Annotated in this window: 30 protein-coding genes and 1 riboswitch; of the genes, 18 read left to right on the top strand and 12 right to left on the bottom strand. The window is 60.0% G+C overall.

What is annotated here, in order from left to right:
- Positions 1–5 precede the first annotated feature (5 nt).
- The 6 genes from sufB to ACSV9I_RS04235 are packed head-to-tail and all read left to right on the top strand — an operon-like array spanning position 6 to position 5,497.
- Positions 6–1,475, top strand: coding sequence for a Fe-S cluster assembly protein SufB (gene sufB, locus ACSV9I_RS04260; RefSeq protein WP_054159958.1), 1,470 nt, complete (start codon positions 6–8; stop codon positions 1,473–1,475).
- Positions 1,476–1,490: 15 nt separating this feature from the next.
- On the top strand, positions 1,491–1,757 hold the full coding sequence (locus tag ACSV9I_RS04255) for a hypothetical protein (RefSeq protein ID WP_438327482.1): 267 nt from the start codon (positions 1,491–1,493) through the stop codon (positions 1,755–1,757).
- A 53-nt stretch (positions 1,758–1,810) separates the two neighbouring features.
- Entirely contained in the window at positions 1,811–2,566 is a 756-nt protein-coding gene (gene sufC / locus ACSV9I_RS04250; RefSeq protein ID WP_054159956.1) for a Fe-S cluster assembly ATPase SufC, read from the top strand.
- Positions 2,567–2,595: 29 nt separating this feature from the next.
- Positions 2,596–3,873, top strand: coding sequence for a Fe-S cluster assembly protein SufD (sufD, locus tag ACSV9I_RS04245; RefSeq protein WP_438327481.1), 1,278 nt, complete (start codon positions 2,596–2,598; stop codon positions 3,871–3,873).
- The gene (locus tag ACSV9I_RS04240; protein WP_438327480.1) at positions 3,866–5,110 is read left to right on the top strand and encodes a cysteine desulfurase; all 1,245 of its coding nucleotides are present in this window, start codon (positions 3,866–3,868) and stop codon (positions 5,108–5,110) included. Before sufD ends, ACSV9I_RS04240 begins: the two co-directional genes overlap by 8 nt.
- A 12-nt stretch (positions 5,111–5,122) precedes the next feature.
- Positions 5,123–5,497, top strand: a complete 375-nt coding sequence (locus ACSV9I_RS04235; RefSeq protein WP_438327478.1) for an SUF system Fe-S cluster assembly protein — start codon at positions 5,123–5,125, stop codon at positions 5,495–5,497.
- A 65-nt stretch (positions 5,498–5,562) separates the two neighbouring features.
- Here ACSV9I_RS04235 and ACSV9I_RS04230 read toward each other — a convergent pair whose 3' ends face one another.
- From ACSV9I_RS04230 to rutA, 5 genes are all read right to left on the bottom strand, one after another.
- On the bottom strand, positions 5,563–6,090 hold the full coding sequence (locus ACSV9I_RS04230; protein ID WP_438327476.1) for a flavin reductase: 528 nt from the start codon (positions 6,088–6,090) through the stop codon (positions 5,563–5,565).
- A gap of 11 nt (positions 6,091–6,101) precedes the next feature.
- Positions 6,102–6,887 (bottom strand): pyrimidine utilization protein D, encoded by a 786-nt coding sequence (gene rutD, locus ACSV9I_RS04225; RefSeq protein WP_438327475.1) that lies wholly within the window; start codon positions 6,885–6,887, stop codon positions 6,102–6,104.
- A 171-nt stretch (positions 6,888–7,058) separates the two neighbouring features.
- Positions 7,059–7,448, bottom strand: a complete 390-nt coding sequence (rutC, locus tag ACSV9I_RS04220; protein WP_054159951.1) for a pyrimidine utilization protein C — start codon at positions 7,446–7,448, stop codon at positions 7,059–7,061.
- A 34-nt stretch (positions 7,449–7,482) separates the two neighbouring features.
- Positions 7,483–8,226, bottom strand: a complete 744-nt coding sequence (rutB, locus tag ACSV9I_RS04215) for a pyrimidine utilization protein B (protein ID WP_054159950.1) — start codon at positions 8,224–8,226, stop codon at positions 7,483–7,485.
- The gene (gene rutA, locus ACSV9I_RS04210) at positions 8,223–9,314 is read right to left on the bottom strand and encodes a pyrimidine utilization protein A (protein WP_438327473.1); all 1,092 of its coding nucleotides are present in this window, start codon (positions 9,312–9,314) and stop codon (positions 8,223–8,225) included. Before rutA ends, rutB begins: the two co-directional genes overlap by 4 nt.
- Positions 9,315–9,758: 444 nt before the next feature.
- Here rutA and sufA point away from each other — a divergent pair, with 444 nt between their 5' ends.
- From sufA to ACSV9I_RS04190, 4 genes are all read left to right on the top strand, one after another.
- Entirely contained in the window at positions 9,759–10,145 is a 387-nt protein-coding gene (gene sufA, locus ACSV9I_RS04205) for a Fe-S cluster assembly scaffold SufA (RefSeq protein WP_438327471.1), read from the top strand.
- Positions 10,146–10,329: 184 nt separating this feature from the next.
- Positions 10,330–11,040 carry a helix-turn-helix transcriptional regulator gene (locus tag ACSV9I_RS04200; RefSeq protein ID WP_438327469.1) on the top strand — a complete coding sequence of 237 codons (711 nt, stop codon included), beginning with the start codon at positions 10,330–10,332 and terminating at the stop codon, positions 11,038–11,040.
- A 71-nt stretch (positions 11,041–11,111) separates the two neighbouring features.
- Positions 11,112–11,813: an acyl-homoserine-lactone synthase gene (locus ACSV9I_RS04195; RefSeq protein WP_438327467.1), complete on the top strand. Its 702-nt coding sequence runs from the start codon at positions 11,112–11,114 to the stop codon at positions 11,811–11,813.
- 1 nt (position 11,814) lies between these two features.
- Entirely contained in the window at positions 11,815–12,024 is a 210-nt protein-coding gene (locus ACSV9I_RS04190) for a hypothetical protein (RefSeq protein WP_054159946.1), read from the top strand.
- Positions 12,025–12,030: 6 nt separating this feature from the next.
- Here ACSV9I_RS04190 and ACSV9I_RS04185 read toward each other — a convergent pair whose 3' ends face one another.
- From ACSV9I_RS04185 to gcvT, 6 genes are all read right to left on the bottom strand, one after another.
- Positions 12,031–12,333 carry a hypothetical protein gene (locus tag ACSV9I_RS04185; protein ID WP_438327465.1) on the bottom strand — a complete coding sequence of 101 codons (303 nt, stop codon included), beginning with the start codon at positions 12,331–12,333 and terminating at the stop codon, positions 12,031–12,033.
- Positions 12,334–12,555: 222 nt separating this feature from the next.
- Positions 12,556–12,882, bottom strand: a complete 327-nt coding sequence (locus ACSV9I_RS04180) for a flagellar basal body protein (protein ID WP_438327463.1) — start codon at positions 12,880–12,882, stop codon at positions 12,556–12,558.
- 193 nt (positions 12,883–13,075) lie between these two features.
- Positions 13,076–13,402, bottom strand: coding sequence for a DUF1236 domain-containing protein (locus ACSV9I_RS04175; RefSeq protein WP_054159943.1), 327 nt, complete (start codon positions 13,400–13,402; stop codon positions 13,076–13,078).
- A 139-nt stretch (positions 13,403–13,541) separates the two neighbouring features.
- Positions 13,542–16,400, bottom strand: coding sequence for an aminomethyl-transferring glycine dehydrogenase (gene gcvP, locus ACSV9I_RS04170; protein ID WP_438327461.1), 2,859 nt, complete (start codon positions 16,398–16,400; stop codon positions 13,542–13,544).
- On the bottom strand, positions 16,400–16,762 hold the full coding sequence (gene gcvH, locus ACSV9I_RS04165; RefSeq protein ID WP_438327460.1) for a glycine cleavage system protein GcvH: 363 nt from the start codon (positions 16,760–16,762) through the stop codon (positions 16,400–16,402). Before gcvH ends, gcvP begins: the two co-directional genes overlap by 1 nt.
- Before the next feature lie 98 nt (positions 16,763–16,860).
- Positions 16,861–18,000, bottom strand: coding sequence for a glycine cleavage system aminomethyltransferase GcvT (gcvT, locus tag ACSV9I_RS04160; protein ID WP_438327459.1), 1,140 nt, complete (start codon positions 17,998–18,000; stop codon positions 16,861–16,863).
- Positions 18,001–18,150: 150 nt separating this feature from the next.
- A riboswitch (glycine riboswitch) is annotated at positions 18,151–18,238 on the bottom strand.
- A gap of 195 nt (positions 18,239–18,433) precedes the next feature.
- On the opposite strand from gcvT, the gene ACSV9I_RS04155 reads away from it, so the two are divergent.
- Positions 18,434–18,802: a hypothetical protein gene (locus ACSV9I_RS04155; RefSeq protein WP_438327457.1), complete on the top strand. Its 369-nt coding sequence runs from the start codon at positions 18,434–18,436 to the stop codon at positions 18,800–18,802.
- 66 nt (positions 18,803–18,868) lie between these two features.
- Complete coding sequence (locus tag ACSV9I_RS04150) at positions 18,869–19,921, top strand: copper chaperone PCu(A)C (protein ID WP_438327456.1); 1,053 nt, start codon at positions 18,869–18,871, stop codon at positions 19,919–19,921.
- 78 nt (positions 19,922–19,999) lie between these two features.
- Here the strand turns inward: ACSV9I_RS04150 and ACSV9I_RS04145 are convergent, their stop codons facing one another.
- Entirely contained in the window at positions 20,000–20,275 is a 276-nt protein-coding gene (locus ACSV9I_RS04145) for a hypothetical protein (protein ID WP_054159937.1), read from the bottom strand.
- Positions 20,276–20,372: 97 nt separating this feature from the next.
- On the opposite strand from ACSV9I_RS04145, the gene ACSV9I_RS04140 reads away from it, so the two are divergent.
- The 6 genes from ACSV9I_RS04140 (at position 20,373) to ACSV9I_RS04115 (ending at position 24,898) form a co-directional block, all read left to right on the top strand.
- Positions 20,373–21,011, top strand: coding sequence for a flavodoxin domain-containing protein (locus ACSV9I_RS04140; RefSeq protein ID WP_438327455.1), 639 nt, complete (start codon positions 20,373–20,375; stop codon positions 21,009–21,011).
- Positions 21,012–21,067: 56 nt separating this feature from the next.
- Positions 21,068–21,445: a fluoride efflux transporter CrcB gene (gene crcB / locus ACSV9I_RS04135; RefSeq protein ID WP_438327454.1), complete on the top strand. Its 378-nt coding sequence runs from the start codon at positions 21,068–21,070 to the stop codon at positions 21,443–21,445.
- Between the two features lie 92 nt (positions 21,446–21,537).
- Positions 21,538–22,527, top strand: coding sequence for an RluA family pseudouridine synthase (locus tag ACSV9I_RS04130; protein WP_054159935.1), 990 nt, complete (start codon positions 21,538–21,540; stop codon positions 22,525–22,527).
- Positions 22,524–23,177, top strand: a complete 654-nt coding sequence (locus ACSV9I_RS04125; protein ID WP_438327453.1) for an HAD-IA family hydrolase — start codon at positions 22,524–22,526, stop codon at positions 23,175–23,177. The genes ACSV9I_RS04130 and ACSV9I_RS04125 overlap by 4 nt, the downstream gene beginning before the upstream one ends.
- 112 nt (positions 23,178–23,289) lie before the next feature.
- Positions 23,290–24,096 carry an ATP12 family chaperone protein gene (locus ACSV9I_RS04120; protein WP_438327452.1) on the top strand — a complete coding sequence of 269 codons (807 nt, stop codon included), beginning with the start codon at positions 23,290–23,292 and terminating at the stop codon, positions 24,094–24,096.
- Positions 24,097–24,157: 61 nt separating this feature from the next.
- The gene (locus ACSV9I_RS04115) at positions 24,158–24,898 is read left to right on the top strand and encodes a hypothetical protein (RefSeq protein ID WP_438327451.1); all 741 of its coding nucleotides are present in this window, start codon (positions 24,158–24,160) and stop codon (positions 24,896–24,898) included.
- Positions 24,899–24,906 lie beyond the last annotated feature (8 nt).

Here is a 24,906-nt window from a genome sequence, read left to right as displayed (position 1 = left end):
CGACCATGGCTGCTGTGCAGGAAACGATCGATCAGGTTCGCCAGATCGACGTCGACCAGTACAAGTACGGTTTTGAAACCATGATTGAAGTCGACAAGGCCCCGAAGGGCCTGTCGGAAGACATCGTCCGCTTCATTTCGGCAAAAAAGAACGAGCCGGAATGGATGCTAGAATGGCGCCTCGACGCCTACAAGCGCTGGCTGACGATGGAAGAGCCCACCTGGGCCCGTGTCGACTACCCGAAGATCGACTTTAACGACATCTACTACTATGCCGCGCCGAAGAGCACGGCGGGTCCGACATCGATCGACGACGTCGATCCGGAACTGCTGAAGGTCTATGAAAAGCTCGGTATCCCTCTGCGCGAGCAGGAAATCCTCGCCGGCGTCCAGACCTCGAAGATCGCCGTCGATGCCGTCTTCGATTCCGTTTCGGTTGTCACGACCTTCAAGGAAGAGCTGAAAAAGGCCGGCGTGATCTTCATGTCGATCTCGGAAGCGGTGCGCGAGCATCCCGATCTGGTGAAGAAGTATCTCGGCTCGGTCGTTCCGGTCACCGACAACTACTATGCGACGCTGAACTGCGCGGTCTTCACCGACGGTTCCTTCGTCTACATTCCAAAGGGCGTTCGCTGCCCAATGGAACTCAGCACCTATTTCCGCATCAACGAGAAAAACACCGGCCAGTTCGAGCGCACGCTGATCATCGCCGAGGAAGGCGCCTACGTGTCCTATCTCGAAGGCTGCACGGCACCCCAGCGCGACGAAAACCAGCTGCATGCAGCCGTGGTAGAACTCGTGGCGCTCGATGACGCCGAGATCAAGTATTCGACCGTCCAGAACTGGTATCCCGGCGACAAGGACGGCAAGGGCGGCATCTACAACTTCGTCACCAAGCGTGGCGATTGCCGTGGTGCGCGCTCGAAGATCTCCTGGACCCAGGTCGAGACCGGCTCGGCCATCACCTGGAAATATCCGTCCTGCATCCTGCGTGGCGACGACAGCCAGGGCGAGTTCTACTCGATCGCCGTCTCCAACGGCCATCAGCAGGTCGACAGCGGCACCAAGATGATCCATCTCGGCAAGAACACCAAGAGCCGGATCATCTCCAAGGGCATCTCGGCCGGCGTGTCGCAGAACACATATCGCGGCCAGGTCTCGATGCACCGCAAGGCGGAAAACGCCCGCAACTTCACCAATTGCGATTCGCTCCTGATCGGTGACACCTGCGGCGCGCATACCGTGCCCTATATCGAGGTGAAGAACTCGACGGCCAAGGTGGAGCACGAGGCGACGACCTCGAAGATCTCCGAGGACCAGAAGTTCTACGCCATGCAGCGCGGCATCCCGGAAGAAGAGGCGATTGCGCTCATCGTCAACGGCTTCGTCCGCGACGTCATCCAGCAGCTGCCGATGGAATTTGCGGTTGAAGCGCAGAAGCTGATCAACATCTCGCTGGAGGGAAGTGTTGGCTAGCAGAGAGGTCGCACGATGATCCGCAAGTTCTTCACCTTCGTTTTTGCGGCGGCAGGTGTGGTTCTTGGACTGATGATCATTGGTGGCATTCTGTTGGCACTTGCCGGAGGAATAACGGGCGTAGGAGCGGTAAGGGACACCGGCGCAAGTATGATTGCGATTGGAACCCTGTCGGTGGTCTTCATCTTGGTCTCCGGCATCGGCGACATCGGAACGCTTATTACGCCCGGCAACCCTTCCAGCATCGGAAAACAAAATGGCTCGTCGGAAGACGAGAAATAGAAAACGACGAACAAAGCCTCTGATGTTTGAGGCAAACAGAGATTGAGATTGTCATGCTTGAAATCAGAAACCTCCATGCCCGCATCGCCGAAGATGGCACCGAAATCATCCGTGGCCTGAACCTGACCGTAAAGGCCGGCGAAGTCGCCGCCATCATGGGCCCGAACGGTTCGGGTAAGTCGACACTGTCCTACATCCTGTCGGGCCGCGAAGACTATGAAGTCACCGAAGGCGACATCCTCTATAACGGTGAGAGCATTCTCGAACTCGACCCGGCCGAGCGCGCCGCCAAGGGCATCTTCCTCGCCTTCCAGTATCCGGTCGAAATCCCGGGTGTGGCCACCATGCAGTTCCTCAAAGTGGCGATGAACTCGCAGCGGAAGGCGCGCGGCGAAGCCGAACTGACGACGCCGGACTTCATCCGCCGCGTCAAGGAAGCCTCGGCCGAACTGAAGATCAATCCTGACATGCTGAAGCGTCCGCTGAACGTCGGCTTCTCGGGCGGTGAAAAGAAGCGCGCCGAAATCCTGCAGATGGCGCTGCTCGAGCCGAAGCTGTGCATCCTCGATGAGACCGATTCCGGCCTCGACATCGATGCGCTGAAGATCGTCGCCGACGGTGTCAACGCCCTGAAGCGCCCGGATCGCGCAACCGTGGTAATCACCCACTACCAGCGCCTGCTCGACTACATCGTGCCGGACAGCGTCCATGTTCTTTACAAGGGCCAGATCATCAAGTCGGGCGACAAGGATCTTGCGCTTGAACTTGAAGCCAACGGCTATGCCGACATCACCGGTCAGGCAGCCTAAGGGCTCTCAAGTTTGAAGGAGTTGCAACGATGACTTTGCAAGCGGCCAACCGGCTCACCACAGCCGAGACCCAGCTCATCGACGCCTATACCCACCAGATCGGCAGCCTGCCCGGCGACGGCGCCGTGCTGCAGAAACGTGACGGCCTGTTCGATGCCCTGAAGCGTCAGGGCCTGCCGACGCGCCGCGTCGAGACCTTCCACTATACGGACCTCAAGGCGCTGTTGCGCACGCTTCCCGTCGATGAACCGCAGGCAATCGCCAAGGCGGCCAATCCGCTGGTCGCAGGCGCGACCGTGCTCAACGTCCTGCAGGGCGTGGCGCAGATGCCGGCCGCCTTGCCGGAGGGCTTGAGCGTTTTTGTCTATCGTGACGCCCTGTCGAGCGGAACGGCCGCCGAGGGGCTCACGGCGTTTAACGGCGACGATACGATCGGTCGCATCAATGGCGCCTTTGTGCGCGACGGTTACACGCTTGAGGTGGCCGATGATGCCGAGATCGAAGCGCCGATCGAGTTGCAGTCGGTGCATGCTGCCGGCCAGCTACACATGCGCTTCCCGGCAAACTTCGGCAAGTCCTCGAAGGCAACGGTGGTCGAGCGCCACATCGGCCAGAGCGGTTCTGCGGCCCTTGCCTCCGTCGTCGCCGATCTGAAGCTCGGCGAAGGTGCGGAGATCACCTGGATCATTCTTCAGGGCGAAGGCGATGCGGATACCCATTTGGGTCAAATCCGTGTTGAACTCGGCACGGATGCCAAGTTCCGTCTGTTCATCATCAATGCCGGTGGCAAGCTGGTGCGCCAGGAAGTGCATGTGAAGACGGTTGGCGAAGGCTCCGATTTCATGCTGCGTGGCGTCAACCTGCTGGGCGGTGACACGCATACAGACGTCACCATGACGCTCGGCCATAACGTGCCGAACACGACCTCGACGGAAGTGATCCGCAACGTGGTCTTTGATCGCGCACGCGGCGTCTTCCAGGGCATGATCCGGGTCGCCCCGGATGCGCAGAAGACCGACGCCCGCATGGCCTGCAACACGCTGCTGATGTCGGATGATTGCGAATTTTCGGTCAAGCCCGAGCTCGAAATCTTCGCCGACGACGTGCAGTGCGCCCATGGTGCCACGGTTGCTGACATCGAGAAGAGCCATCTCTACTACCTGATGTCGCGCGGCATTCCGGAAAAGCAGGCCCGCGCCCTGCTGATCAACGGCTTCGTTGCCGAAATCGTCGAGGAGCTCGAAAACGAGCCGCTCGTCGAAGCCCTGGAAGAAATCATCACCGACTGGCTGGAGCATCATGGCTGACACGATCGCGGCTCGGACAGGATATAACGTCGAGGCCGTGCGCCAGGATTTCCCGATCCTGTCGCGCGAGGTCTACGGCAAGAAGCTGGTCTATCTCGACAATGCCGCCTCGGCCCAGAAGCCGCGGCTGGTTATCGACGCGATCAGCCACGCATACTCTAACGAATATGCGAATGTGCATCGTGGCCTGCATTTCCTGTCCAACGCCGCGACGGATGCCTATGAGGCGGCACGCGAAAAGGTGCGCCGCTTCCTGAATGCCCCCTCGATCGATGAGGTGATCTTCACCAAGTCCTCGACCGAGGCGATCAACACGGTCGCCTATGGCTGGGGTATGAAGCACATTGGCGAGGGCGACGAGATCGTGCTCTCGATCATGGAGCACCATTCCAACATCGTGCCCTGGCATTTCCTCAGGGAGCGCAAGGGCGCCAAGCTCGTCTGGGCCCCGGTGACCGATGACGGCGCTTTCGACATGGAAGCCTTTGTCGGCTGCCTGACTGAGCGCACAAAGCTGATCGCCATCACCCATATGTCGAACGCGCTTGGTACCGTCGTGCCGATCAAGGAGGTCTGCCGTATCGCGCATGAGCGCGGCATCGCCGTTATGGTTGATGGCTCTCAAGGGGCAGTCCACATGCCGGTCGATGTCCAGGATCTTGGCTGCGACTGGTATGCGGTGACAGGCCACAAGCTCTACGGCCCCTCGGGCATCGGCGTGCTCTGGGGCAAGATGGACCGGCTTCGCGACATGGACCCCTTCATGGGCGGCGGCGAGATGATCATTGAGGTCGCCGAAGACCGGGTCACCTATAACGAGCCGCCCCATCGCTTCGAGGCCGGCACGCCGCCGATCGTCCAGGCGATCGGGCTCGGCTATGCGCTCGACTATATGGAAGCGCTAGGCCGCCAGAACATCGCCGCCCATGAGGAAAGCCTGCGCGCCTATGCGCATGAGCGCCTCTCGGCGATCAATTCGCTGAGGATCATTGGCAATGCACCCGGCAAGGGAGCGATCTTCTCCTTCGAACTCGCAGGCATTCATGCGCATGATGTCTCGACCATGATCGACCGTCGCGGCGTGGCCGTTCGCGCCGGAACCCATTGCGCCCAGCCGCTTCTGGCACGTTTCGGCGTGACCTCCACTTGCCGGGCGTCCTTCGGTCTCTATAACACAAGGGAAGAAGTCGACGCGCTGGCGGACGCGCTGGATTACGCCCGCAGCTTCTTCGCCTGAGGAATGAACACCATGAGTGACACCGAAACCAAGCCAGACGTCCGCGACGGCATCATCAACACGGCGATCCCGCCGGAAGAGGTGGCGCGCCTGTCGGATGATATCGTTGCGGCGCTGAAGACCGTCTATGATCCGGAAATCCCGGCCGACATCTTCGAGCTCGGGCTGATCTACAAGATCGACATCGAGGACGACCGGACGGTAAAGATCGTCATGACGCTGACGGCACCCGGTTGCCCGGTCGCCGGCGAAATGCCGGGCTGGGTCGAGAATGCCGTCGGCTCGGTCGAAGGCGTGTCGGGCGTCGAAGTGGAAATGAGCTTCGATCCGCCATGGACGCCGGACCGCATGTCCGAAGAGGCGCAGGTCGCCGTCGGCTGGTATTGAGAGAATTAGGCACGCAACGAAACGGCCCGCCTCGCGCGGGCCGTTTCGCGTTTGGGTACAGCCATTTAGACGGTACGATAGCCCCGGTCGAAATAGACCAGCGCCTGGCCGTCCTCGCGGGTGGTGAGGTCGAGAACCTCGCAGAACAAAACGTCATGCGTGCTGCCGTCATGCACTTCCGTGATCCGGCATTCGAAGGAGACGAGGGCGTCTGCGAGGCGCGGCGTGCCGGTCTCTGTGGTCTCCCAGGTGGCAGCGGCGAAGCGCTCGTCGACGGGCGTCTTGCCGCCAAAAAGCCGGCTGACGGGTTCGTGTTCTGCCGAGAGAACGTTGACCGCGACAAACCCGTTGGCGCTGACGGCGGGATAGGCTGAACTACCCTTGTTGAGGCAGACGAGAAGCGTCGGCGGATTGTCCGAAACGCTGGTGACGGCGGTTGCTGCAAAGCCGGCGCGACCGCCGGGTCCATCCGTCGTCACGATGGTCACGGCTGCGGCGAGGCGGGCCATGCCGTTGCGATAGGCGGCACTTTTCTCCGGCGAGACGCCTTCCGACACGGAGGCAACGGGGGTGATGGTCTTGGTGGCCAACATGGGCGTTTCCTTCAGGTGTGTTCGAGGGTCGACAGGAAGTCGATTACCGCACGGTTGAATTGTTGGGGGTAGGTGACGTTCACGGCGTGTCCACCGGCGACGGTCAGCACGAGATTTGCGTTCGGCAGCCCTTCGGCGAGGCGCAGGGAACGGGAATAGGGGACGAGCAGGTCGTCGCGGGTGGCAATGACCAGCGTCGGCGCCTGGATTTCGCCAAGACGGCCGTCGACATCAAAGGCGCGCAGTGCCGCAATCCGGCGCAGGATGTTGTCGCGCCCCTGGAAATGGGCGAGCGCATGCGTCTGTTCCGCCGCCATCTTTTCCGGGTTTTCCGCCATGTAGATGGCCGGATAGAGGAAGAGCGGCTGTGCCTTGACGAAGGCCTCGACACCGGCGTTTTCGAGCAGCGCAATGCGCACGTCGAAGCAACGTCCGGAATGCGGATCTGCCTTGCTCCAGGCATTGATCAGCACGAGACTTTCGATCAGTTCCGGACGGCGCAGCGCCAGATCCAGCCCGATCAGACCGCCCAGCGCATGGCCCATGAAATGGAAACTTTTGAGCTTCAGCGTCTCGACGATTTCAAGCACGTCATCGGCCATGGTCGAAATGCCGCCGTCCTCGGGCACCGTGCCGCCCGTCTTTCCGCAGCCGCGATGGTCATAGGTGATAATGCGAAATCGCTCGGACAGGGCAGGGATCTGCGGTGCCCAATAGCCGCCCGAGCCGCCAAGGCCTGACGAGAGCAGGATGGTCGGCGCATCGGGGGAGGTCAGGCCGTGGATGTCGTAATGCATGCGTGTCTGCTCTGGCTTTGCCCCTCACCCTGACCCTCTCCCCGCAGGCGGGGAGAGGGGACGGCCGCCCTTAGTGCTAGGGAAGCCCAGGTGCAGGCGGTTGCGGTTCGGTTTCTTCTCCCCGCTCGCGGGGAGAAGGTCCCGGCAGGGGGATGAGGGGCTGTGCTTCCGTTACTTCTTCCCGATATGCGCGACCGTCGCGATCTCGACGAGCGCATCCGGCTTCACCAGGCCGCACTGCACGCAGTAGCGGGCCGGTTCGTTGCTGGGGAAGTATTCGGCATAGACCTTGTTCACCGCCTGGTAGTTGGCCCAGTCAGTGACGAAGATATGGTTCATCGTGACGTCCTGCATGGTTCCGCCGGCGGTTTCGATGACGGACTTGATCGTCTCCAGCACATGCCGGGTTTGGGCCTCCGCATCGCCGACATGCACGACATTGTTGTTCTTGTCGAAGGGAAGCGTTCCCGAGACATAGAGGATGCCATCGGCAAGCGTGCCGGGTGAATAGGGGGCAAGCGGCTTGGATGTGCCTTCGGGAACGACGATGGTCTTGGGCATTCTCACTCTCTCCGTTTGTTGAATGGTGATGGTATCAAGCGGCGTCGGCAGGAGCTGCCTGTCCGATCGCGCCGCAGAAGTCGCTGACGGTCGCCACCCAGCCGAAGAATTTTTCGACGTTGTAGACGGTCGCCTGCTGGATGAAGTCGGGGCCGAGGTGATGGGTCGCGTCCTCGAGCATCACGCCGAAATATTCGAGGTGGAAGGCATCGCGCAGCGAGCTTTCGACACAGACATTCGTGGCAATGCCGACAAAGACGAGGTTGCGGATGCCACGGGCTCTGAGCACCGAGTCCATATTGGTGTTGAAGAAGCCGGAGTAGCGGCTCTTCGGCACCAGGATGTCGCCCGGCTGCGGCTGCAGTTCATCGACAATCGCATAGTCCCAGGTGCCCTTGGCAAGCAATTGCCCCTGCAGTTCTGGCCTTGCGCGCATGGTTTTCAGTGCATTCGACTTGTGCCAGTTGGGCGAGCCTGGGCCGCCAGCCTCGACATAATCCTTGTCCCAGCCGTTTTGGAAATAGACGACCAGCACGCCGGCAGCCCGTGCCGCCTCAACCGTCTTCTGAATGTTCGCGATCGTGCCCTTGGCGCCTGAAATGTCGAAGCCGGCAAGATCGACATAACCGCCTTCGGTCGAATAGGCATTCTGCATGTCGACCACGACGACGGCCGTTTCCGATGGCTTGAGGGTGATCGGCTCGGGACGGGCCGGAAGCGTGACGCTCTTGGTCAGCTCCGGGCGTGGCTGATAGCCTGCAACAACGGCCTCGCTCATTCGGCGGCCTCCAGCATCTGGGTGACATGGGCGCGGCTCTTCATCAGCGGCTGAACGTATTTGCCGAACTTCTCGATGCCTTCGAGGAAGTCGTCGAAGGTCAGCATCACGCCGCCGGTGCCGGGGACTTCGCTCATCTCGTCAAGCATGGCGGCGACTTCCGCATAGGAGCCGATCAGCGTGCCCATATTGATGTTGACGGCAGACACCGGGTTCGACATGTGGCGGACATTGGTGTCGGAGCCGGATTTGGTGTCGGCGGCACTCTGCAGGCCGAGCCACTTGATGGCTTCCTCGTCGGCACCCGCCTTGTAGTGCTCCCACTTGGCAAAGGCTTCCTCGGTGGTTTCTTCGGCCAGAACCATGGTCAGCACGAACGAACGCACCTCGCGACCGGTCTTTTCGGTGGCGGCGAGCAGGCGTTCATTGGTGGGCGCGAAGGCTTTCGGCGTGTTCACGCCGACGCCAAAGCAGAAGCTGTAGTCGGCAAACTGGGCAGAGAAGGCCATGCCGGCATTGGAAGAGCCGGCGCAGATCAGCTTCACATCGCCTTCCGGGATCGGTTTCATCTGGCAATCATCCATCTGGAAATGCTTGCCCTTGAGATCCGATCGGCCGGTGGTGAGCAGGTCTTTCAGAACGGTCGTGTATTCGGTCAAATATTCATAGCGGTCGGAGAAATAATCGTCGCCGGGCCACAGCCCCATCTGGCTGTATTCCGGACGTTGCCAGCCGGTGACCAGATTGACCCCGAACCGGCCGCCGGAGATCGAATCAATCGTCGTTGCCATGCGCGCAACGATGGCCGGGGGCATGATGAGGGTGGCGGCGGTGCCAAAAAGCTTGATCTTTGACGTAACGGCGGCAAGGCCGGCCATCAGCGTGAAACTCTCGAGATTGTAGTCCCAGAACTCTGTCTTGCCGCCGAATCCGCGCAGCTTGATCATCGAGAGCGCGAAGTCGAAACCGTAGGATTCGGCCTTCAGCGTGATCGCCTTGTTCAGCTCGAAGCTCGGTTTGTACTGCGGGGCATTCTCCGACAAAAGCCAGCCATTATTGCCGATCGGGATGAAGACGCCGATTTCCATATCCTGTTCTCCGCTTCTGGAGGCGCGCTAAGCGCCGTTTTTGTTCGCAGATAACGAAGCAAATGGCGTGCCAGTCTAAAAAGAATAATGGAATCAATGTATTGGATTTTCTGTCGGAAAATATTTTACCGAATGGTCAAAATTTTCGCGAAAGTCGGCGTCTTTGCTCGTGTTTGCATCCATCTCCTCTGCACGCTGCGTCATTTTTGATCGTGGTCAAATGCGACCCGGCTGCAACCGGGGATCCAAGCTTCTGATAACAAGCGTGTTTTAGAAAATATCCGGCTTGCCCACGGATTGATCACGATGACCTGCGTGGACCTGGGGAAGACGGGAAACCCGTTCGTGGATGCGCGCCTACGCTATTGAACCAACGAGGCTGGTCTCTTACATTGCGCGGAGAAACGCCGGACCTTGAACCCGGTGGTTGATGGAGTAGTGCCGATGGCCTTTCAAGTGATGACCCTCAGCGATGCGGCGGCCGCACGCGTAAAAGCGATCGTCGAGCATTCCGGTCCCGATGCCAAGGGTATCCGGGTCGGTATCAAGAAGGGTGGCTGTGCCGGGATGGAGTACACCATCGATCTGGTGACCGAGCCTAACGACCGTGACGACCGCATCGAAAAGGATGGTGCTACGGTCTGGATTGACCCGGCAGCCGTGCTTTATCTGTTGGGTACCGAGATGGGGTTTGAAACCACGACCTTGCGCTCAGGCTTTACCTTCCACAATCCGAACCAGACCTCGGCCTGCGGTTGCGGTGAATCGGTAGAACTGAAAGCCGCGGATCTGGCCGATCTTGCGGAACGGCGCCAAGCCGAGCAGGCATAAGCCGCGCCAGACCGTGCCGTGGGTGATCTGTTTTCCCTCACAAGATGATTTCCCCTTAAATTGCAGGGATACCGTAGGTCGCTAATGCAGCATGTGGACACGTGTGTTAGCGTGAACCTGAAAGCTATCTTCTGTACTTGTGTCGGGGGCGACAATGGTGGGGCGGCAAGTGGCAGCAAATGCCATGTTTGATTTCATTTCGGAATGTGCGAACGCGAGTAACAAGGCGGCAGTGCTGTCCGGTCTTGGCCGGGCAGCAGACGCCTTCGGGATGGACTGCTATGCTATTTCGGGTATTCCGCTGCCAAATGAGCGGATTGACCCATACTTCATGCTGAGTGCCTGGCCGGAAGAGTGGTTTGAGCGCTATGTCAACGAAAACTATGTGCATGTGGACCCGGTGATCCACCGGACTCGCATGTCGGACGAGGCCTTTGTATGGTCCGAGGCCCTTGCCACGGAGCCGCTCTCCCGGACAGCCCGAAAGGTCATGAACGAGGCGACGGAGTTCGGAATGATGGACGGCTACAGCGTCCCTCTGCACTCCGTCGGCGGTTTTCAGGCCATCGTCACCTTCGGGGCCCGCAAGGTTGACCTCTCGGATGCCCAAAGGGGTGCGCTTCAGATCATCTCGATCTATGCACACAACAAGCTTCGCGCCTTTATGGCGGAGCCCGATACCCGTCGCATGGCCGCAGCATTGAAGGTTACCCCGCGCGAGCGTGAGGTAATTATGTGGTGTGCAGCGGGTAAGACGAACTGGGAAATCGGCCAGATTCTCGGCATCTCGGAGAAAACCGTCCAGCATGAAGTTGCGTCTGCAAGCCGCAGGTTGAATAGTGTCAATCGTGCGCAACTGATTGCCGAGGCGATACGACTCGGCATCATTCGTTAAGTAGGCGAAACGGCCTATTTGGATCGTGCCATGCCTGAAGCATTCTCTCTCAAAATTGAGAGGTATGGGACATGTTGGCGACGATCCTCGGTTCCCACGGTGGGGCCAATCATCAGCTGATGGAGAAGATCTGGCGCTTCCGGCATGCGCAGTTTGTCGAGCGTCTCGGCTGGACGGCCATCCGCCGTCCTGATGGGCGGGAAATCGATCAGTTCGATACGCCCGATGCCGTTCATCTTCCGCTTCTCATCGATGGCGAGGTTATGGGCTACAGTCGCCTGCTGCCGACAATGGGGCCGCATCTTCTCTCGGATATCTATCCTCATTTGATGGACGGCGCGGAGTGGCCCCGTGGCAATCGGATCTATGAGTGGACGCGCTGTATCGCTGCGGTCTCGGACGCGCGGATCGCCAATGTGCCGCTCTCGCATATCCTGATGACTGGTGTGCTCGAATATTGCCTCGTTGCGGGGATCGATCAGTTGATCGTCCAGACGCACCCCAAACTGGTCAATCTTCTGGTCAGCACCGGCTGGGATGTGATGCCGCTTGCCGCACCCAGCGTACTTGATGGCTCATTGATTGTGCCGATCAGCGCAAAGCCTTCCGCGCGGGGGCTGTTGAAGCACCACGAACTCTACGCAATCACGGGCAGCGTTCTCGACCTTGAACTTTCGCCCGGAAATCCCTTCGGCATGGGCGCTCTGAGAAGGCTTCCCTATGCCGATGAAATGCACGGCATTGTCGAATACCACAGAATGGCAGGAGAATGAGATGAAGAACGCCCAGTTTCCATCCTCGGATATCTACGTACGTTCCATCGTCGGGGAGCAGGTTCGTAGCTTGAGAGAAATCATCCACAGTGTCTCGCTGAAAGAGCCACTCAGTGAAGAGACGTTGTTTCTCGACCACTTGCTCGAAATGGTATCGCTTGCAACAAGCGCAACGGCTCTAGAGGCGTCTTCAAGCATTCGCCACGGTTGAGATCGGTCACATGCCGGCGGCGACACGCCTCGGCATGTCCTTACGCTCGCACAAGGCCAATTCGTCCCTCAATGCCTCGATCCCGCAGAGGATGTGATTGCGGGCGACATCCTGGGCTGTGTCTGCAGCGAAAAGGCCGTCGACGGCGAGAGTGATCAGTTCGATGCAGTCATCGACATAATCATTCGTGACGACAGGGCTGAGCGCTTCGGCGAGGGCGTGCTGGAAGGAGGCGTCGAACTGTGCACGAGACAAACGCTCGGCAGACATGACGAGTTTGCTGAGACTATCGATATACGGGTCGAACATGGCTCATCCTGTGGGCAAACGGTGGCAACCGTCTGATGTGGTCTCACGAAGATGGTGCTTTCAAGCCAGATGCGCGGAAATCGTACGCAGCAGATACCATGCCCGCTGCTTTTTTTGGGCTGTCGACAGTTTGAACCCGGAGGGGTGGTCCTGCTGGCTTCGTCTCAAATGCATCTCGGGTCCAGAGGGACGAGGATGAGGCAGGTGCAAACTGCAGACGAATCAGTCGCGGACGATGGTCTTCAACACATCCCACATGTCGGCACCGGTTTCCCAGACGGCAGCATTGGCTTTGAAGGCCGTCTCTGCAGTCATCACAGACAGAATCTCCGTGGCGAGATCGACATTGGAGGCCTCGGCGGAGATCGCGCCACCCGAGGGCTCAACACTCGCCCTCACTCCGCCGCTTTCGACGGACGAAAACTTGGTCTCTAGCCGATTGTAGCCGGGTGTCGAGACATTGGCGATATTGTTCGCTGTGGCGGCCAGCCGCGTCTGCTGCGCCTGCATCCCGGAGAGGGAAATTCCCATGACGGCCGAAAGGCTCATTGGCTGATCCTGCAACTGGCGTTTCCAAGCAGCAGTATTAGCGGGTCACCATTAGGGAAATCTGAAAAAACAGTCTTGCCAGAAAGTGGATGCGGTTGCCGGCCTGCTCCGTTTCGGGACGGAAAGGGACGCTGGCCCTAAGAAAAGCCCGGCGCTGTGCGCCGGGCTCTCAAAGATCAAACTCCTGCAGCCGTCATTCGACGATCTGGATGATCTGACGGGTCTGTGGATCGACGATCACGCGTCGATCATTGACCACGGTGTATGCATAACCCTCATAACCATCGACGGGATAGAGCTCGACCGGGTCTTCAATGACACGGCCGATCAGCACATCACCTTCGTAAGGCACCGAGCGCACTTCGCGCTGCATGACATAGGTTTCGACTGGTGCCGGCACCACGATGGTCGATTGGGTGGCGACCGGAGCCTGCTGGATGATGACAGTTTCCTGCGCATTGGCCGACGCCGAGAGCGTCATGAGTGCCGCTGCACCAGCGAGGATAAGAGTATTGCGCATGTCTGTTCTCCTGTGTTGGACAGGTTGAAGAACGGGCGCCCGAGCATTCCGTTCCATCACAGGGTTTGTCGGTGTGTAATCACAAATGAAAAACGCCGCCTCAAGGGCGGCGTTCAGGAGGCGATTTGAGGGCTGGCCGTTACTCGGCAGCTTCCGCGTAGGCTTCCATCGGCGGGCAGGTGCAAACGAGGTTGCGGTCGCCATAGACATTGTCGACGCGGTTGACCGACGACCAGTACTTGTCGACCCGGAAGGCGCCCGGCGGGTAGCAGGCCTGTTCGCGGCTATAGGGACGATCCCACTGGCCGACCAGGTCTTCCACCGTATGCGGTGCGTTCTTCAGCGGATTGTTGGCCTTGTCCATCCGGCCTTCTTCGATGGCGCGGGCTTCCTCGCGGATCGCCAGCATCGCTTCGCAGAAACGGTCGATTTCGGCCTTGGTTTCCGATTCCGTCGGTTCGATCATCAGCGTGCCGGCAACCGGCCAGCTCATGGTCGGCGCATGGAAACCACAGTCGATGAGGCGCTTGGCGACATCGTCGACGGTGACGCCAGCAGAGACCTGCAGCGGGCGGGTGTCGATGATGCATTCATGCGCCACGCGACCCGAGGCAGACGTGTAAAGCACGTCATAGGCGCCTTTCAGACGCGCTGCGATGTAGTTGGCGTTGAGGATCGCGACTTTCGTCGCCTGCGTCAGACCTTCGCCACCCATCATCAGGCAGTAGGACCAGCTGATCGGCAGGATTGACGGCGAGCCGTAAGGGCCAGCCGAGACCGCACCCGGACGGCCATCGGTCACGACATGGCCTGGCAGGAAGGGCGCGAGATGCGACTTGACGCCGATCGGACCCATGCCCGGACCACCGCCGCCATGCGGAATGCAGAAGGTCTTGTGCAGGTTGAGGTGGGAGACGTCGGATCCGATATCCCCGGGACGGGACACGCCGACCATGGCATTCATGTTGGCGCCGTCGAGATAGACCTGGCCACCGAACTGGTGGGTGATCTCGCAGATCTCGCGCACTGTCTCCTCGAACACGCCATGCGTGGAAGGATAGGTGATCATGCAGCAGGAGAGATTGTCTGCATGCTGTTCTGCCTTGGCGCGGAAGTCGTCGAGGTCGACGTCGCCGTTTTCCTTCGACTTCACCGGCACGACCGTCATGCCGACCATCTGGGCGGAGGCCGGATTGGTGCCATGCGCAGACGTCGGGATCAGGCAGACGGTGCGATGCGTGTCGCCCCGCGACAGGTGATAGGCGCGGATCGTCAGAAGTCCCGCGTACTCACCTTGCGCACCCGAATTCGGCTGCATCGAAATTGCGTCATAGCCTGTGACCGCGCAGAGCTTCTCCGAGAGATCGTCGATCATCTCCTTGTAACCAAGCGTCTGATCGGCCGGCGCGAAGGGGTGGATGTCGGAGAATTCCGGCCAGGTGATCGGCAACATTTCTGCTGTCGCGTTCAGCTTCATCGTGCAGGAGCCGAGCGGGATCATGGCCCGGTCGAGCGCGAGGTCGCGGTCCGAGAGCCGGCGGATATAGCGGGTCATCTCGCTTTCGGCGCGGTTCATGTGGAAGATCGGATGCGTGAGGTAGTCACTGGTGCGCAGCAGATCTTTCGGCAGGCGATAGTCTGCAGAGAAGTCTTCGACCTTGAAACTGCCGCCGAAAGCACGCCAGACGGCTTCGAGTGTGGCTGGACGGCTGCGCTCGTCGAGCGAAATGCCGACCTTGGTCTCGCCGACCTTGCGCAGGTTCACACCTTCGGCGACAGCCGCGCGCATCACGAGGCCCTGCATATGGCCGACTTCGACAGTGATTGTATCGAAGAAGGTTTCAGGCTCTATCCTGTAGCCGAGCTTCTCCAAGCCCTTGGCCAGGATGACTGTCTTCTGATGCACCTGCTGGGCAATTGCCTTCAGGCCCTTGGGACCATGGAAGACGGCATACATCGAGGCCATGACGGCGAGCAGAACCTGCGCTGTGCAGATGTTCGACGTCGCCTTTTCGCGGCGGATATGCTGTTCGCGGGTCTGCAGCGACAGGCGATAGGCGCGGTTGCCACGCGCATCGACGGAGACACCGACGAGGCGGCCCGGCATCGAGCGCTTGATCGCATCCTTGACCGCCATATAGGCCGCATGCGGGCCGCCGTAACCCATGGGAACGCCGAAGCGCTGGGTAGAACCGATGGCGATATCGGCACCCATTTCACCGGGGGACTTCAAGAGCAGCAGCGCCATGATGTCGGCAGCGACGGCGGCGAGTGCGCCGGTCTGGTGCAGACGGGCAATCAGGCCGGAGAAGTCACTGATATGACCGTGCGTGCCCGGATACTGGAAGATCGCGCCGAAGACTTCGGTCGGGTCGAGATCGGTGAAGGGGTCGCCGACGGTAACGGTCCAACCAAGCGGTTCGGCGCGGGTCTGGATGACGGCGATGGTCTGCGGGTGGCAGTCCTTGTCGACAAAGAAGCCGGTCGCCTTGGTCCTGGCGCTGCGCTGGCAGAGCGCCATGGCTTCGGCAGCAGCGGTCGCTTCATCCAGCAGCGAGGCATTGGCCACGTCGAGACCGGTCAGATCCGTCACCATGGTCTGGAAGTTGAGGAGTGCCTCGAGGCGGCCCTGACTGATTTCCGGCTGGTAGGGCGTGTAAGCTGTGTACCAGGCCGGGTTTTCCAAAATGTTGCGCTGGATAACCGGCGGCGTGATGGTGCCGTAATAGCCCTGGCCAATCAGCGAGGTCAGAGCGAGGTTCTTGTTGGCGGTCTCGCGCAGCTTGTCGAGGGCCTCGCGCTCGGTCATCGCCTGGCCCCAGGTGAGCGGGACCGTCTGGCGGATCGAGGCGGGAACCGTCGCATCGATCAGCTCGTCGAGCGTGTGATAGCCGATAACCTTGAGCATCTCGGTCATTTCGGCCGGGGAAGGGCCGATATGGCGGCGATTGGCGAAGTCGTAAGGATCGTAATCCGTGAACTGAAATTCCGTCGTCATTACGCAATCAGCTCCTTGTAGGCGGCCTCATCGAGCAGGGCGTCAGCGTCAGCGGGGTTCGCGAGCTTCAGCTTGAAGAACCAGGCAGCACCTTCCGGATCGGAATTGACCAGTGACGGATCGTCGACGATCGCCTGGTTGATCTCGACCACTTCACCGTCGAGCGGGCAGTAGACGTCGGAGGCGGCCTTGACGCTCTCGACGGTCGCAGCCGTGCCGTCCTTTTTAAAGCTTGTGCCTTCCTCTGGCAGCTCAACAAAGACGAGATCGCCGAGCTGGCCTGCGGCATGGGTGGTGATGCCGACGGTGGCAACGCCGTCTTCAATCTTCAGCCATTCGTGTTCTGCGGTGAATTTCAACATTGTTTGTTCCTCTCGTGTGTTTGTCGGTGTGTCGATGCTGCGCACTTGCCTCTCATTCGGCAGGGGGATGAGGGGCAGCACAATGCATGTTCATCGCGTCAGCGTTTGTAGGTTGGGGTTACAAAGGGCAGAGCCGTGATGGTGAGCGGCAGATACTTGCCACGCACCTCAGCGAAGACCTGCGTGCCGGCCTCGGCCATCTCCGTCGGTACATAACCCATGGCGATCGGCCCCTCGGCACTGGGACCGAAACCGCCGGAGGACACGTGACCGATTTCGATTGAGCCGTCCGCATCGGCAAAGAGCTTTGCCGGTGGGCGCACGGGTGCCTTGCCCTCGGGCTTCAACCCGACGCGGCGGCGGGAAACGCCATTCTCGAGCTCTCCGAGAATGCGCTCGGCACCTGGAAAGCCGCCCTCGCGGGCGCCGCCAGAACGACGGATCTTCTGGATGCCCCATTCGATCGAGGCTTCGACAGGCGACGTGGTGGTGTCGATGTCATTGCCATAGAGGCAGAGACCGGCCTCGAGCCGCAGCGAATCGCGTGCGCCGAGGCCAATGGGCTGACAGTCCGGGTTGTCGAGCAGCGCCTTGGCGAGGTCGGTGGCGCGGTCTTCGGGCACCGAGATCTCAAACCCGTCTTCGCCGGAATAGCCGGTGCGGGAGACGAGAGCAGGAATGTCGCCCAGAGACAGTTCACGCACGTCCATGAACTTCATAGCGCCAACATCGGAATTCAGCGCTGACAAAACGGCTTCAGCCTTCGGACCCTGGAGGGCGAGCAGAGCGCGGTCGTCATGTACCAGAACCTGAATGCCATCAGGAAGCTTCGCCCGCATATGGGCGATGTCCTCATCCTTGCAGCCGGCATTGACCACGACCAGCAGACGCTCGCCGAGGCGTGATATCATCAGATCGTCGAGGATGCCGCCATTGTCGTCGGTGAAAAAGCCATAGCGCTGGCGGCCGTCTTTCAGGCCGAGGATGTCCACCGGAACGAGCGTTTCCAGCGCCTCGGCTGCATCCACGTAAGCGCCCGAGGTCGCAACGAGTTCGACCTGTCCCATATGGGAAACGTCGAAGAGGCCGGCAGCGGAACGCGTATGGAGATGCTCCTTCAACACGCCGGCTGGATACTGAACCGGCATGTCATAGCCGGCAAAGGGCACCATCTTGGCGCCAAGCAACACGTGGAAGTCATAAAGGGGGGTGCGTTTAAGTTGGGTATGATCGTCCAAGACGTCGCCTCCGGGTACTCGCGCTCGCGCGATTGCTCAAGTCTGGGCACGGTTGTGCCATCTCCATGAGCCCCCTCTGTCCTTGTGCCTGAGATTGTTATCCCTTCGGCGCAGCCCGGTTTGGAAACGGGCCTCTCTCCAGAGTGCAGTCGACGCCTTGTGGTCCTTTTGCCTGAGAGTTTCCGGGGCGGTTGCTCCTTCGGCACCGGATTGAACCGGTTTCTCCCAACAAGGTCTTGGCGGCATTATCCGGTTGCGGGGTGACTTGGCAAGGGGGCGCGTCGCTCACGAGCAGATTTTTGTCGTGTCAGCGCCATAGCCGCCTGCGGGAGTATCGCTGAATGGTGGTTAGCCTTTCCATACCCACGCGGCATCTCGTCGCTTGGCTTCGGCCAAGCATCGCGCTAAAGCAGACGTCGAGACGAGGACGGCGATGAAGACGAAGTCACACCCTGCGGCAAAGATCCTGCGCATTCTGTGCGCCATGGTCTTCCTGTCGGTGGGATTTGCCCATCGCACGCCAGCGGCAATTGCGACCGATTTCCAGTCCGCTGCCTACAGTCTGCCAGATGGCACCTTTGCAGATCTGTGCATTGCAGATCGCGGCCATACCCGAAGCCACCAGGCCAGTGATTGTGAGGCGTGCCGGTTGGCCGGCGCCGTGCTTTTGCCGGTGCCTTGTGATGGCTGGCTCATCTCCGCATTCCAGAGCCTTGGCAAGGCCGATGCCGCTGAGGCTCGTCCGTATGTTCCTCAAGCCTCCGAGCAGCCGCGCTCCCGCGGTCCCCCGCTATCCGCCTGATCTGATCTTCACCTTGAAAAGACAGTATCGCCGCTGGCCCACGAGGCGCGGCACGGAGAGATATCCATGAAAACCCAGGTTATTTTCGCAACTGCCATGCTGACGCTGGCTTCCTCGACGGCCGCTCTGGCGCATGCAAGCTTTGCCAATCAGCCGGTCAAGATCGGCTCTTACGTCGCCGCCACCCTGCAGGTACCGCATGGCTGTGACGGCAAGGCGACCAACGAGGTTCAGATCAAGCTGCCGGAAGGCTTCATTTCCGCCAAGCCGATGGTCAAGCCTGGCTGGGAGATTGAAATCATCACTGGCGACTACCAGAAGAGCTACGACAATCACGGCAAGGCGATAACCTCTGGTCCGGTGGAGATCCGCTTTAAGAATGGCGAGTTGCCGGATGATTTCTACGATACGTTTGTCGTCTACGGCAAAGTCGCAGCCGGCGATCCGGCAACCGGCCTTGCTTTCCCCACCGTGCAATTGTGTGGTGCCGATGCCAAGGTTGCCTGGACCGAGATTGCCGCTCCGGGGCAGGATCCGCATTCCTTGAAGGGGCCGGCACCTGTGCTGGCGGTTGAAGCTGGGCAAGGAGATGAGCATGCGGGTCATGCGGCGCATGCTGCCGATAGTTCCCAAGGTCAGCAGGTTTCCACTGTAGACGCAGCTGGCGGTGCGCACGGAGCCCATGCTGCGCATGCGGGTCACGATGCGCAGATGGCGGATGCCAATCCGGGCGGCTTCGAACCGGTCACCCTGGGCAACCTCGAACTGACCGCCGGCTTCACCAAGGCGATGCTTCCCGGCCAGCCGGTTGGCGGTGGTTTCATCACCGTGACCAACAAGGGTGATGCTGACGACCGCCTCGTGTCAGCAACCTCCGAGCAGGCGGGGGAAGTTCAGCTTCACGAAATGAGCATGCAGGGTGACGTGATGAAGATGCGGCAGCTGAAGGATGGCATCACAATTCCGGCCGGCCAGACCGTCGAATTGGCGCCGGGCGGCATGCACATGATGTTCTACAAGGTGGTAAAGCCCTTCAGGCAAGGTGACAGCGTTCCGGTAACCTTGACCTTTGAAAAGGCAGGACAGGTTGAGGTCATGCTGCCGGTCGGCGCGCGCTAACCATCGCAAATCGGCGACGACTTCACATTCGCGGCCATCATGGGCCGCGAAGGGGCGGGGTCAAGGCCCCGCTTTATGTCAGGTCACCGAGTTCTTGTAGGCCTCGATGGTTTCCTTCAAGGTTGATTGCTCGAAGCGCTTCTGGCTCGACGTCAGAAAGTAGAGCGCGAGGGCTGGCGGCTGCACCACGTTGACCAGGGCCCTTAGCCGTAGGTCCTCGCTCTGCGATGCCTGTTCGGCCAGCAGTCGAGTATGTTCCTCCGCATAGGATGTTCTTCCTGTACGCAGTGGTGCTTTTACAGGCTCCATAGCATAGGCGGCGGTATGTGCTGAGACTGTCACGACCTGGGTCATCGTTGTTTTCCAGATATTATGTAATGATATTAGGATAACACGCGGTTATCTATGCATCTTTAAGTCGTTCCGGTCGGTTTTATTAAATCTGTAACCAATGAATTTCGAGGATTGCGCCTCCGGATTTGTCCTGAATCAAGTCGTTATCATGCCGTCAGCGCTACATTTTTTGCATCTGACGCACATGGAGGATGTCTGGATGATGATATTGGTTGGCTATGTTTCGATTGAAGGTCAGACGCGCAAGATTGCAGACAGTATTGCTGGAGAGATTGAAGCTGCGGGAGAAAGGGCATTGCTTTTCGACATCGCCTCACTTGAGGAATACGCCGTTGGACATCCCGAAGCCGCGATCCTCTGTGCGCCGATCCATGCTGGGAAGTACCCGACCGTGTTCCGTGACTTTGTCATGCGAGAGGTGCCCTGGTTGAGCACTGTGCCGACGTCTTTCGTTTCTGTAAGTCTTCTGATCGCAAGCGATGTCGAGGCGGAGCGTCAGGAGGCACGAGGGTTTGCCGATCATTTCGTTGAAGAAACCGGATGGCGGCCAGCCATGACCCATCACGCAGCCGGGGCCCTGCGGTACCGCGAATATGATTTCTTCAAGCGCTGGATGATGCAACGCATGGCCAGAGAGAGACACGCTCCCACGGATGCCGACGAGGATCACGAATTCACCGATTGGGTGGCGCTCAAATCCTTTGTCGGGACCTTTCTTGCTGCGGCCAAGGCTTGACGCCGACCTGCGGCAGGGGTTTGAAGGCTCTGGTCCTCTTTTGTGCCGGAGACTTCATGTTCAATGTTCTGCTCGTTGCCTTTGGTGGCGCCTTGGGCTCCGTGTGTCGCTACCTGACGGGATTGGCGATGACGCGGCTGCTTGGGCCTGCCTTTCCCTGGGGAACGTTGACGGTCAATGTTGTCGGCTCCTTCGCGATCGGCTTTCTCGCAGAACTGTTTGCGCGCAAGTTTGATGCCTCAATGGAGCTACGGCTCCTGCTCATTGTCGGCTTCCTCGGCGGTTTCACCACCTTCTCTTCCTTTTCGCTGGATACGCTGGTGTTGGTCGAGCGGGGGGCTACACTTCAGGGGATGGCCTATATCGCTGGCAGTCTTTTGCTGTCCTTTGCTGCCGTCTTTTCAGGTCTTAGCCTGGGGCGTAGCCTGTTCTGAGCGACCTTTGTCTCATTTCGCTTTCCCTTTAGGGCCGAAATCTACTAAAGGCACGGAACGAGGGCTTTGCCCGCAAGGATGAAAGAAGACTGATGGCTGGCATCGAACATATCACCGTCCAGGCTGACGAGGCGGGCATGCGGCTCGACCGTTGGTTCAAGGTCCATTACCCGGGCCTCGGATTCGGTGCGTTGCAGAAACTGCTGCGCTCGGGTCAGGTCCGCGTTGATGGCGGCCGCGTCAAGACAGATGCCCGAGTTCAGCCCGGTCAGGTTGTGCGCATTCCACCCATGGATGTCGACGCCAAGAAGACCGGCCCGATCGCCAGTCACGACTTGAAACATGGTGACGACCACGAACTTCTGTCGCGCATGCTGCTGCATGAGGACGAAAAGGTCTTCGTGCTGAACAAGCCCGCCGGCCTTGCTGTGCAGGGCGGTTCCGGCCTCAACCGTCACATTGACCAGATGCTGGAAGCCTGGACCAGCAAGCGGGGTGAAAAGCCGCGCCTCGTGCACCGCCTCGACCGCGATACCTCCGGCGTCCTGGTCGTCGCCCGCACGCGTGGCGCCGCCCAGAAGCTGACGGCGGCCTTCCGCGAGCGCGACACCAAGAAGATCTACTGGTCTCTGGTCAAGGGCGTGCCGCGCAAGCTGGAAGACAAGATCTCGACCTGGGTGGTCAAGGACCAGACCGACGAGGGCGACCGCATGCGGGTCTGCCGTCATGGTGAAGAGGGCGCCGACCACGCCGTCTCCTATTACCGTGTAATCGATACCGCGGCCCAGAATCTCGCCTGGTTGGAGATGGAACCCTATACGGGGCGCACCCATCAGCTGCGCCTGCATGCGCTGCATATTGGCCATCCGATCATCGGCGACCCGAAATACTTCATCGACGACCACAACTGGGATTTTCCGGGCGGTGTGCAGAAGCGTCTGCATCTGCATGCACGCTCCATCGATCTGCCCCATCCCAATGGCGGGCGTCTCAAGGTCACGGCACCCCTGTCGCCGCATATGGTTCAGACCTGGAACCTGCTCGGCCTCGACCAGCGCGATGGTGACAGGGACGACGAATGAAGCTGGTTCTCTTTGATTGCGACGGGACGCTGGTCGACAGCGCAGGCCTGATCCATGAGGTCATGCGCCACAGCTTTATGGCCTTTGGCAAGCCGGAGCCGGCATTCGAGACGACAAAGTCGATCATCGGACTGACGCTCGATATTGCCATCGCGCGCATGGACGGCAAGCCCCATGCCGACGATGAGGCTGTTGCCATGGCGGCGCACTACAAATCGATCTTTCGAGACGTGCGCGAGACGTCCGGCTTTGGCGAAACCATGTTTGACGGCATGCGCGCCGTGCTCGACACGCTGATCGCCCGCGACGACATCTTGCTCGGTGCCGTGACCGGCAAGTCGAGGCGTGGGCTCGAGATCATTCTGGAGGGGCACGGCTTGAAGGAGCGTTTCCTGTTCAACCGTACCGCCGATGATTGCCCTTCGAAGCCGCATCCGGCCATGGTCGCCGAATGCTGCGCCGAGGCGGGTATCGCACCGCGCGAGACGATCGTGATTGGTGATGCGATCTATGACATGCAGATGGCCAAGGCTGCCGGCGCCACAGCAATCGGCGTGTCCTGGGGGTATGCTGACGTCGACAACCTCTGGAAAGCCGGCGCTGACGCCGTCGTGACCCAACCGGCCGACCTTCTGGCCTATATTCACTAGGCTGTCTCGGGTGGCGCAAGGTCGCCCGACATGCCCTATCTGATTGTTGTTTCGCATTTCCGGACGCAAACCCAACAAGGCGCTTTTGCTGGAAATGCTCGAGGAGACTGACATGCGTGACGAACTCAGCCAGGACATCTTTGGCACATTCGTGCCGGAACCCAGCCACGCAGATCCTGTCCGGCGGGCGCAGATCCAGATGAAACACCCGCTGCCGAAGCGGTTCTACACAAACGTGACGATCGGTGAGAACGAGGGCGGTTTCGCTATCCTGCTTGATGGCAAGTCCGTAAAGACGCCGGCCAAGAACGCCCTTGTGCTGCCGACCCTGGAGGTTGCCGAACTGGTGGCTGCCGAATGGGCAGGGCAGGGCGAGGAGATTGACCCTGGCACCATGCCGATCACGAGACTGTCCAACACCGCCATTGACGCCGTCAGTCAGAGCCTTGATGCCGTTTTTGACGAGATCGTGCTTTTTGCCGGTTCGGACATGCTTTGCTACCGCGCCGAGGCCCCAAAGGAACTCGTTGAGCGCCAGGCTGCGCGCTGGGACCCCGTGCTGGCATGGATCGCCGAGGCGCATGCAGCGCGCTTCATTCTGGCAGAGGGTGTGATCCACCAGGCTCAGCCATCTGAGGCCATCTCCGCATACGCCGCGGCGCTGGAACGGCATCGCGACGCGTTTGCCCTGTCGTCTATCAATGTTGTCACGACGCTGACAGGGTCGGCTATTCTCGGTCTCGCCTTTGCCGAAGGCGCCTTTGATCTCGACGATGTCTGGTCGCTTGCCCATCTCGATGAAGACTGGACAATCGAACATTGGGGGACGGATGCCGAGGCCCAAGCAAGACGCGAAAGCCGTTACCGGGAATTCGCTGCTGCGGCGTCGTTGTTTACGGCCCTTCAGTCGCGGGATTAACCGGTCGATAACTATGATGGGCTGATGCTCTGGCTGGTAGAATCAGCAGCCAGGGACCGAAATGCTCGCCCGCAGCTTCCGCTCGATCATTGCGCTCGGGCTCATGCTTTGCCTTTCCTCCTGTATCGGCTTGCCGAATGCGGGGACCGGCAGGCCGCTCGTCTACAATATCCGCAGCGTCAGCGTGATGGCGAATGCCACTCTGCCACTTGATCTGCTCAGCAGCGTCGATCAGCGGGTGGGATCGGCGATTGCTGCAACCCGCCCGCCGCAAGGCGCCCAAAGGGTCGTTCTTCTCGTTCGTATCGATCGCCTGGACAAGGGTGATAATGCGCGCCGCCGCATGGACCGCGCCCGCTTTACGGTGACCGCCACCTCCGTCGAAACTGGCGAACCGGTGGCTGAGGGCCAGCTGGTGGCCAACGCGCCGACAGACGATCCGCGTTATGCCAATGAGGCTTTGGCGGAGGAGATTGCAGCTCGCATCCGTTACGCCTTTTCGCTGAAAACACCGCAGGTTAGACGGCTACCCCCACAACGGACGCTGTCGACCCGGCTGATGGATCAGATCGCGGCTTGGCCTGCAAAACCTGCAGAGGCAGCACGCCCTGACGCCCGCGCGCCGACCTTGCCGACGAAGGCCCCACTGCCGCCTGCCGCAAACGGAGATGCGCCCGTTCAGGCGCCACCGCCACGCGCTGCGGCGAGGCCTCCCAGCACGGTGACGGATGGCGCCAGCGGAGCCGTCCGACTCGGTAAAGGCTGCGATGCGACCACCAACCCGAACTGCCTCGCGCCATAGCGCTGAAT

Source organism: Rhizobium sp. G187 (assembly GCF_051549525.1).
Lineage (GTDB): Bacteria > Pseudomonadota > Alphaproteobacteria > Rhizobiales > Rhizobiaceae > Allorhizobium.
Note: the sequence above shows the minus strand (reverse complement) of the source record. Positions and strands in the feature narration are given on the sequence as shown.

Excerpts from the sequence above, each read along its gene's own strand:
- sufB (WP_054159958.1), top strand. The coding sequence starts at position 6 with ATGGCTGCTGTGCAGGAAACGATCGATCAGGTTCGCCAGATCGACGTC.
- ACSV9I_RS04255 (WP_438327482.1), top strand. The coding sequence starts at position 1,491 with ATGATCCGCAAGTTCTTCACCTTCGTTTTTGCGGCGGCAGGTGTGGTT.
- sufC (WP_054159956.1), top strand. The coding sequence starts at position 1,811 with ATGCTTGAAATCAGAAACCTCCATGCCCGCATCGCCGAAGATGGCACC.
- sufD (WP_438327481.1), top strand. The coding sequence starts at position 2,596 with ATGACTTTGCAAGCGGCCAACCGGCTCACCACAGCCGAGACCCAGCTC.
- ACSV9I_RS04240 (WP_438327480.1), top strand. The coding sequence starts at position 3,866 with ATGGCTGACACGATCGCGGCTCGGACAGGATATAACGTCGAGGCCGTG.
- ACSV9I_RS04235 (WP_438327478.1), top strand. The coding sequence starts at position 5,123 with ATGAGTGACACCGAAACCAAGCCAGACGTCCGCGACGGCATCATCAAC.
- ACSV9I_RS04230 (WP_438327476.1), bottom strand. The coding sequence starts at position 6,090 with ATGTTGGCCACCAAGACCATCACCCCCGTTGCCTCCGTGTCGGAAGGC.
- rutD (WP_438327475.1), bottom strand. The coding sequence starts at position 6,887 with ATGCATTACGACATCCACGGCCTGACCTCCCCCGATGCGCCGACCATC.
- rutC (WP_054159951.1), bottom strand. The coding sequence starts at position 7,448 with ATGCCCAAGACCATCGTCGTTCCCGAAGGCACATCCAAGCCGCTTGCC.
- rutB (WP_054159950.1), bottom strand. The coding sequence starts at position 8,226 with ATGAGCGAGGCCGTTGTTGCAGGCTATCAGCCACGCCCGGAGCTGACC.
- rutA (WP_438327473.1), bottom strand. The coding sequence starts at position 9,314 with ATGGAAATCGGCGTCTTCATCCCGATCGGCAATAATGGCTGGCTTTTG.
- sufA (WP_438327471.1), top strand. The coding sequence starts at position 9,759 with ATGGCCTTTCAAGTGATGACCCTCAGCGATGCGGCGGCCGCACGCGTA.
- ACSV9I_RS04200 (WP_438327469.1), top strand. The coding sequence starts at position 10,330 with ATGTTTGATTTCATTTCGGAATGTGCGAACGCGAGTAACAAGGCGGCA.
- ACSV9I_RS04195 (WP_438327467.1), top strand. The coding sequence starts at position 11,112 with ATGTTGGCGACGATCCTCGGTTCCCACGGTGGGGCCAATCATCAGCTG.
- ACSV9I_RS04190 (WP_054159946.1), top strand. The coding sequence starts at position 11,815 with ATGAAGAACGCCCAGTTTCCATCCTCGGATATCTACGTACGTTCCATC.
- ACSV9I_RS04185 (WP_438327465.1), bottom strand. The coding sequence starts at position 12,333 with ATGTTCGACCCGTATATCGATAGTCTCAGCAAACTCGTCATGTCTGCC.
- ACSV9I_RS04180 (WP_438327463.1), bottom strand. The coding sequence starts at position 12,882 with ATGAGCCTTTCGGCCGTCATGGGAATTTCCCTCTCCGGGATGCAGGCG.
- ACSV9I_RS04175 (WP_054159943.1), bottom strand. The coding sequence starts at position 13,402 with ATGCGCAATACTCTTATCCTCGCTGGTGCAGCGGCACTCATGACGCTC.
- gcvP (WP_438327461.1), bottom strand. The coding sequence starts at position 16,400 with ATGACGACGGAATTTCAGTTCACGGATTACGATCCTTACGACTTCGCC.
- gcvH (WP_438327460.1), bottom strand. The coding sequence starts at position 16,762 with ATGTTGAAATTCACCGCAGAACACGAATGGCTGAAGATTGAAGACGGC.
- ACSV9I_RS04155 (WP_438327457.1), top strand. The coding sequence starts at position 18,434 with ATGAAGACGAAGTCACACCCTGCGGCAAAGATCCTGCGCATTCTGTGC.
- ACSV9I_RS04150 (WP_438327456.1), top strand. The coding sequence starts at position 18,869 with ATGAAAACCCAGGTTATTTTCGCAACTGCCATGCTGACGCTGGCTTCC.
- ACSV9I_RS04145 (WP_054159937.1), bottom strand. The coding sequence starts at position 20,275 with ATGACCCAGGTCGTGACAGTCTCAGCACATACCGCCGCCTATGCTATG.
- ACSV9I_RS04140 (WP_438327455.1), top strand. The coding sequence starts at position 20,373 with ATGAATTTCGAGGATTGCGCCTCCGGATTTGTCCTGAATCAAGTCGTT.
- crcB (WP_438327454.1), top strand. The coding sequence starts at position 21,068 with ATGTTCAATGTTCTGCTCGTTGCCTTTGGTGGCGCCTTGGGCTCCGTG.
- ACSV9I_RS04130 (WP_054159935.1), top strand. The coding sequence starts at position 21,538 with ATGGCTGGCATCGAACATATCACCGTCCAGGCTGACGAGGCGGGCATG.
- ACSV9I_RS04125 (WP_438327453.1), top strand. The coding sequence starts at position 22,524 with ATGAAGCTGGTTCTCTTTGATTGCGACGGGACGCTGGTCGACAGCGCA.
- ACSV9I_RS04120 (WP_438327452.1), top strand. The coding sequence starts at position 23,290 with ATGCGTGACGAACTCAGCCAGGACATCTTTGGCACATTCGTGCCGGAA.
- ACSV9I_RS04115 (WP_438327451.1), top strand. The coding sequence starts at position 24,158 with ATGCTCGCCCGCAGCTTCCGCTCGATCATTGCGCTCGGGCTCATGCTT.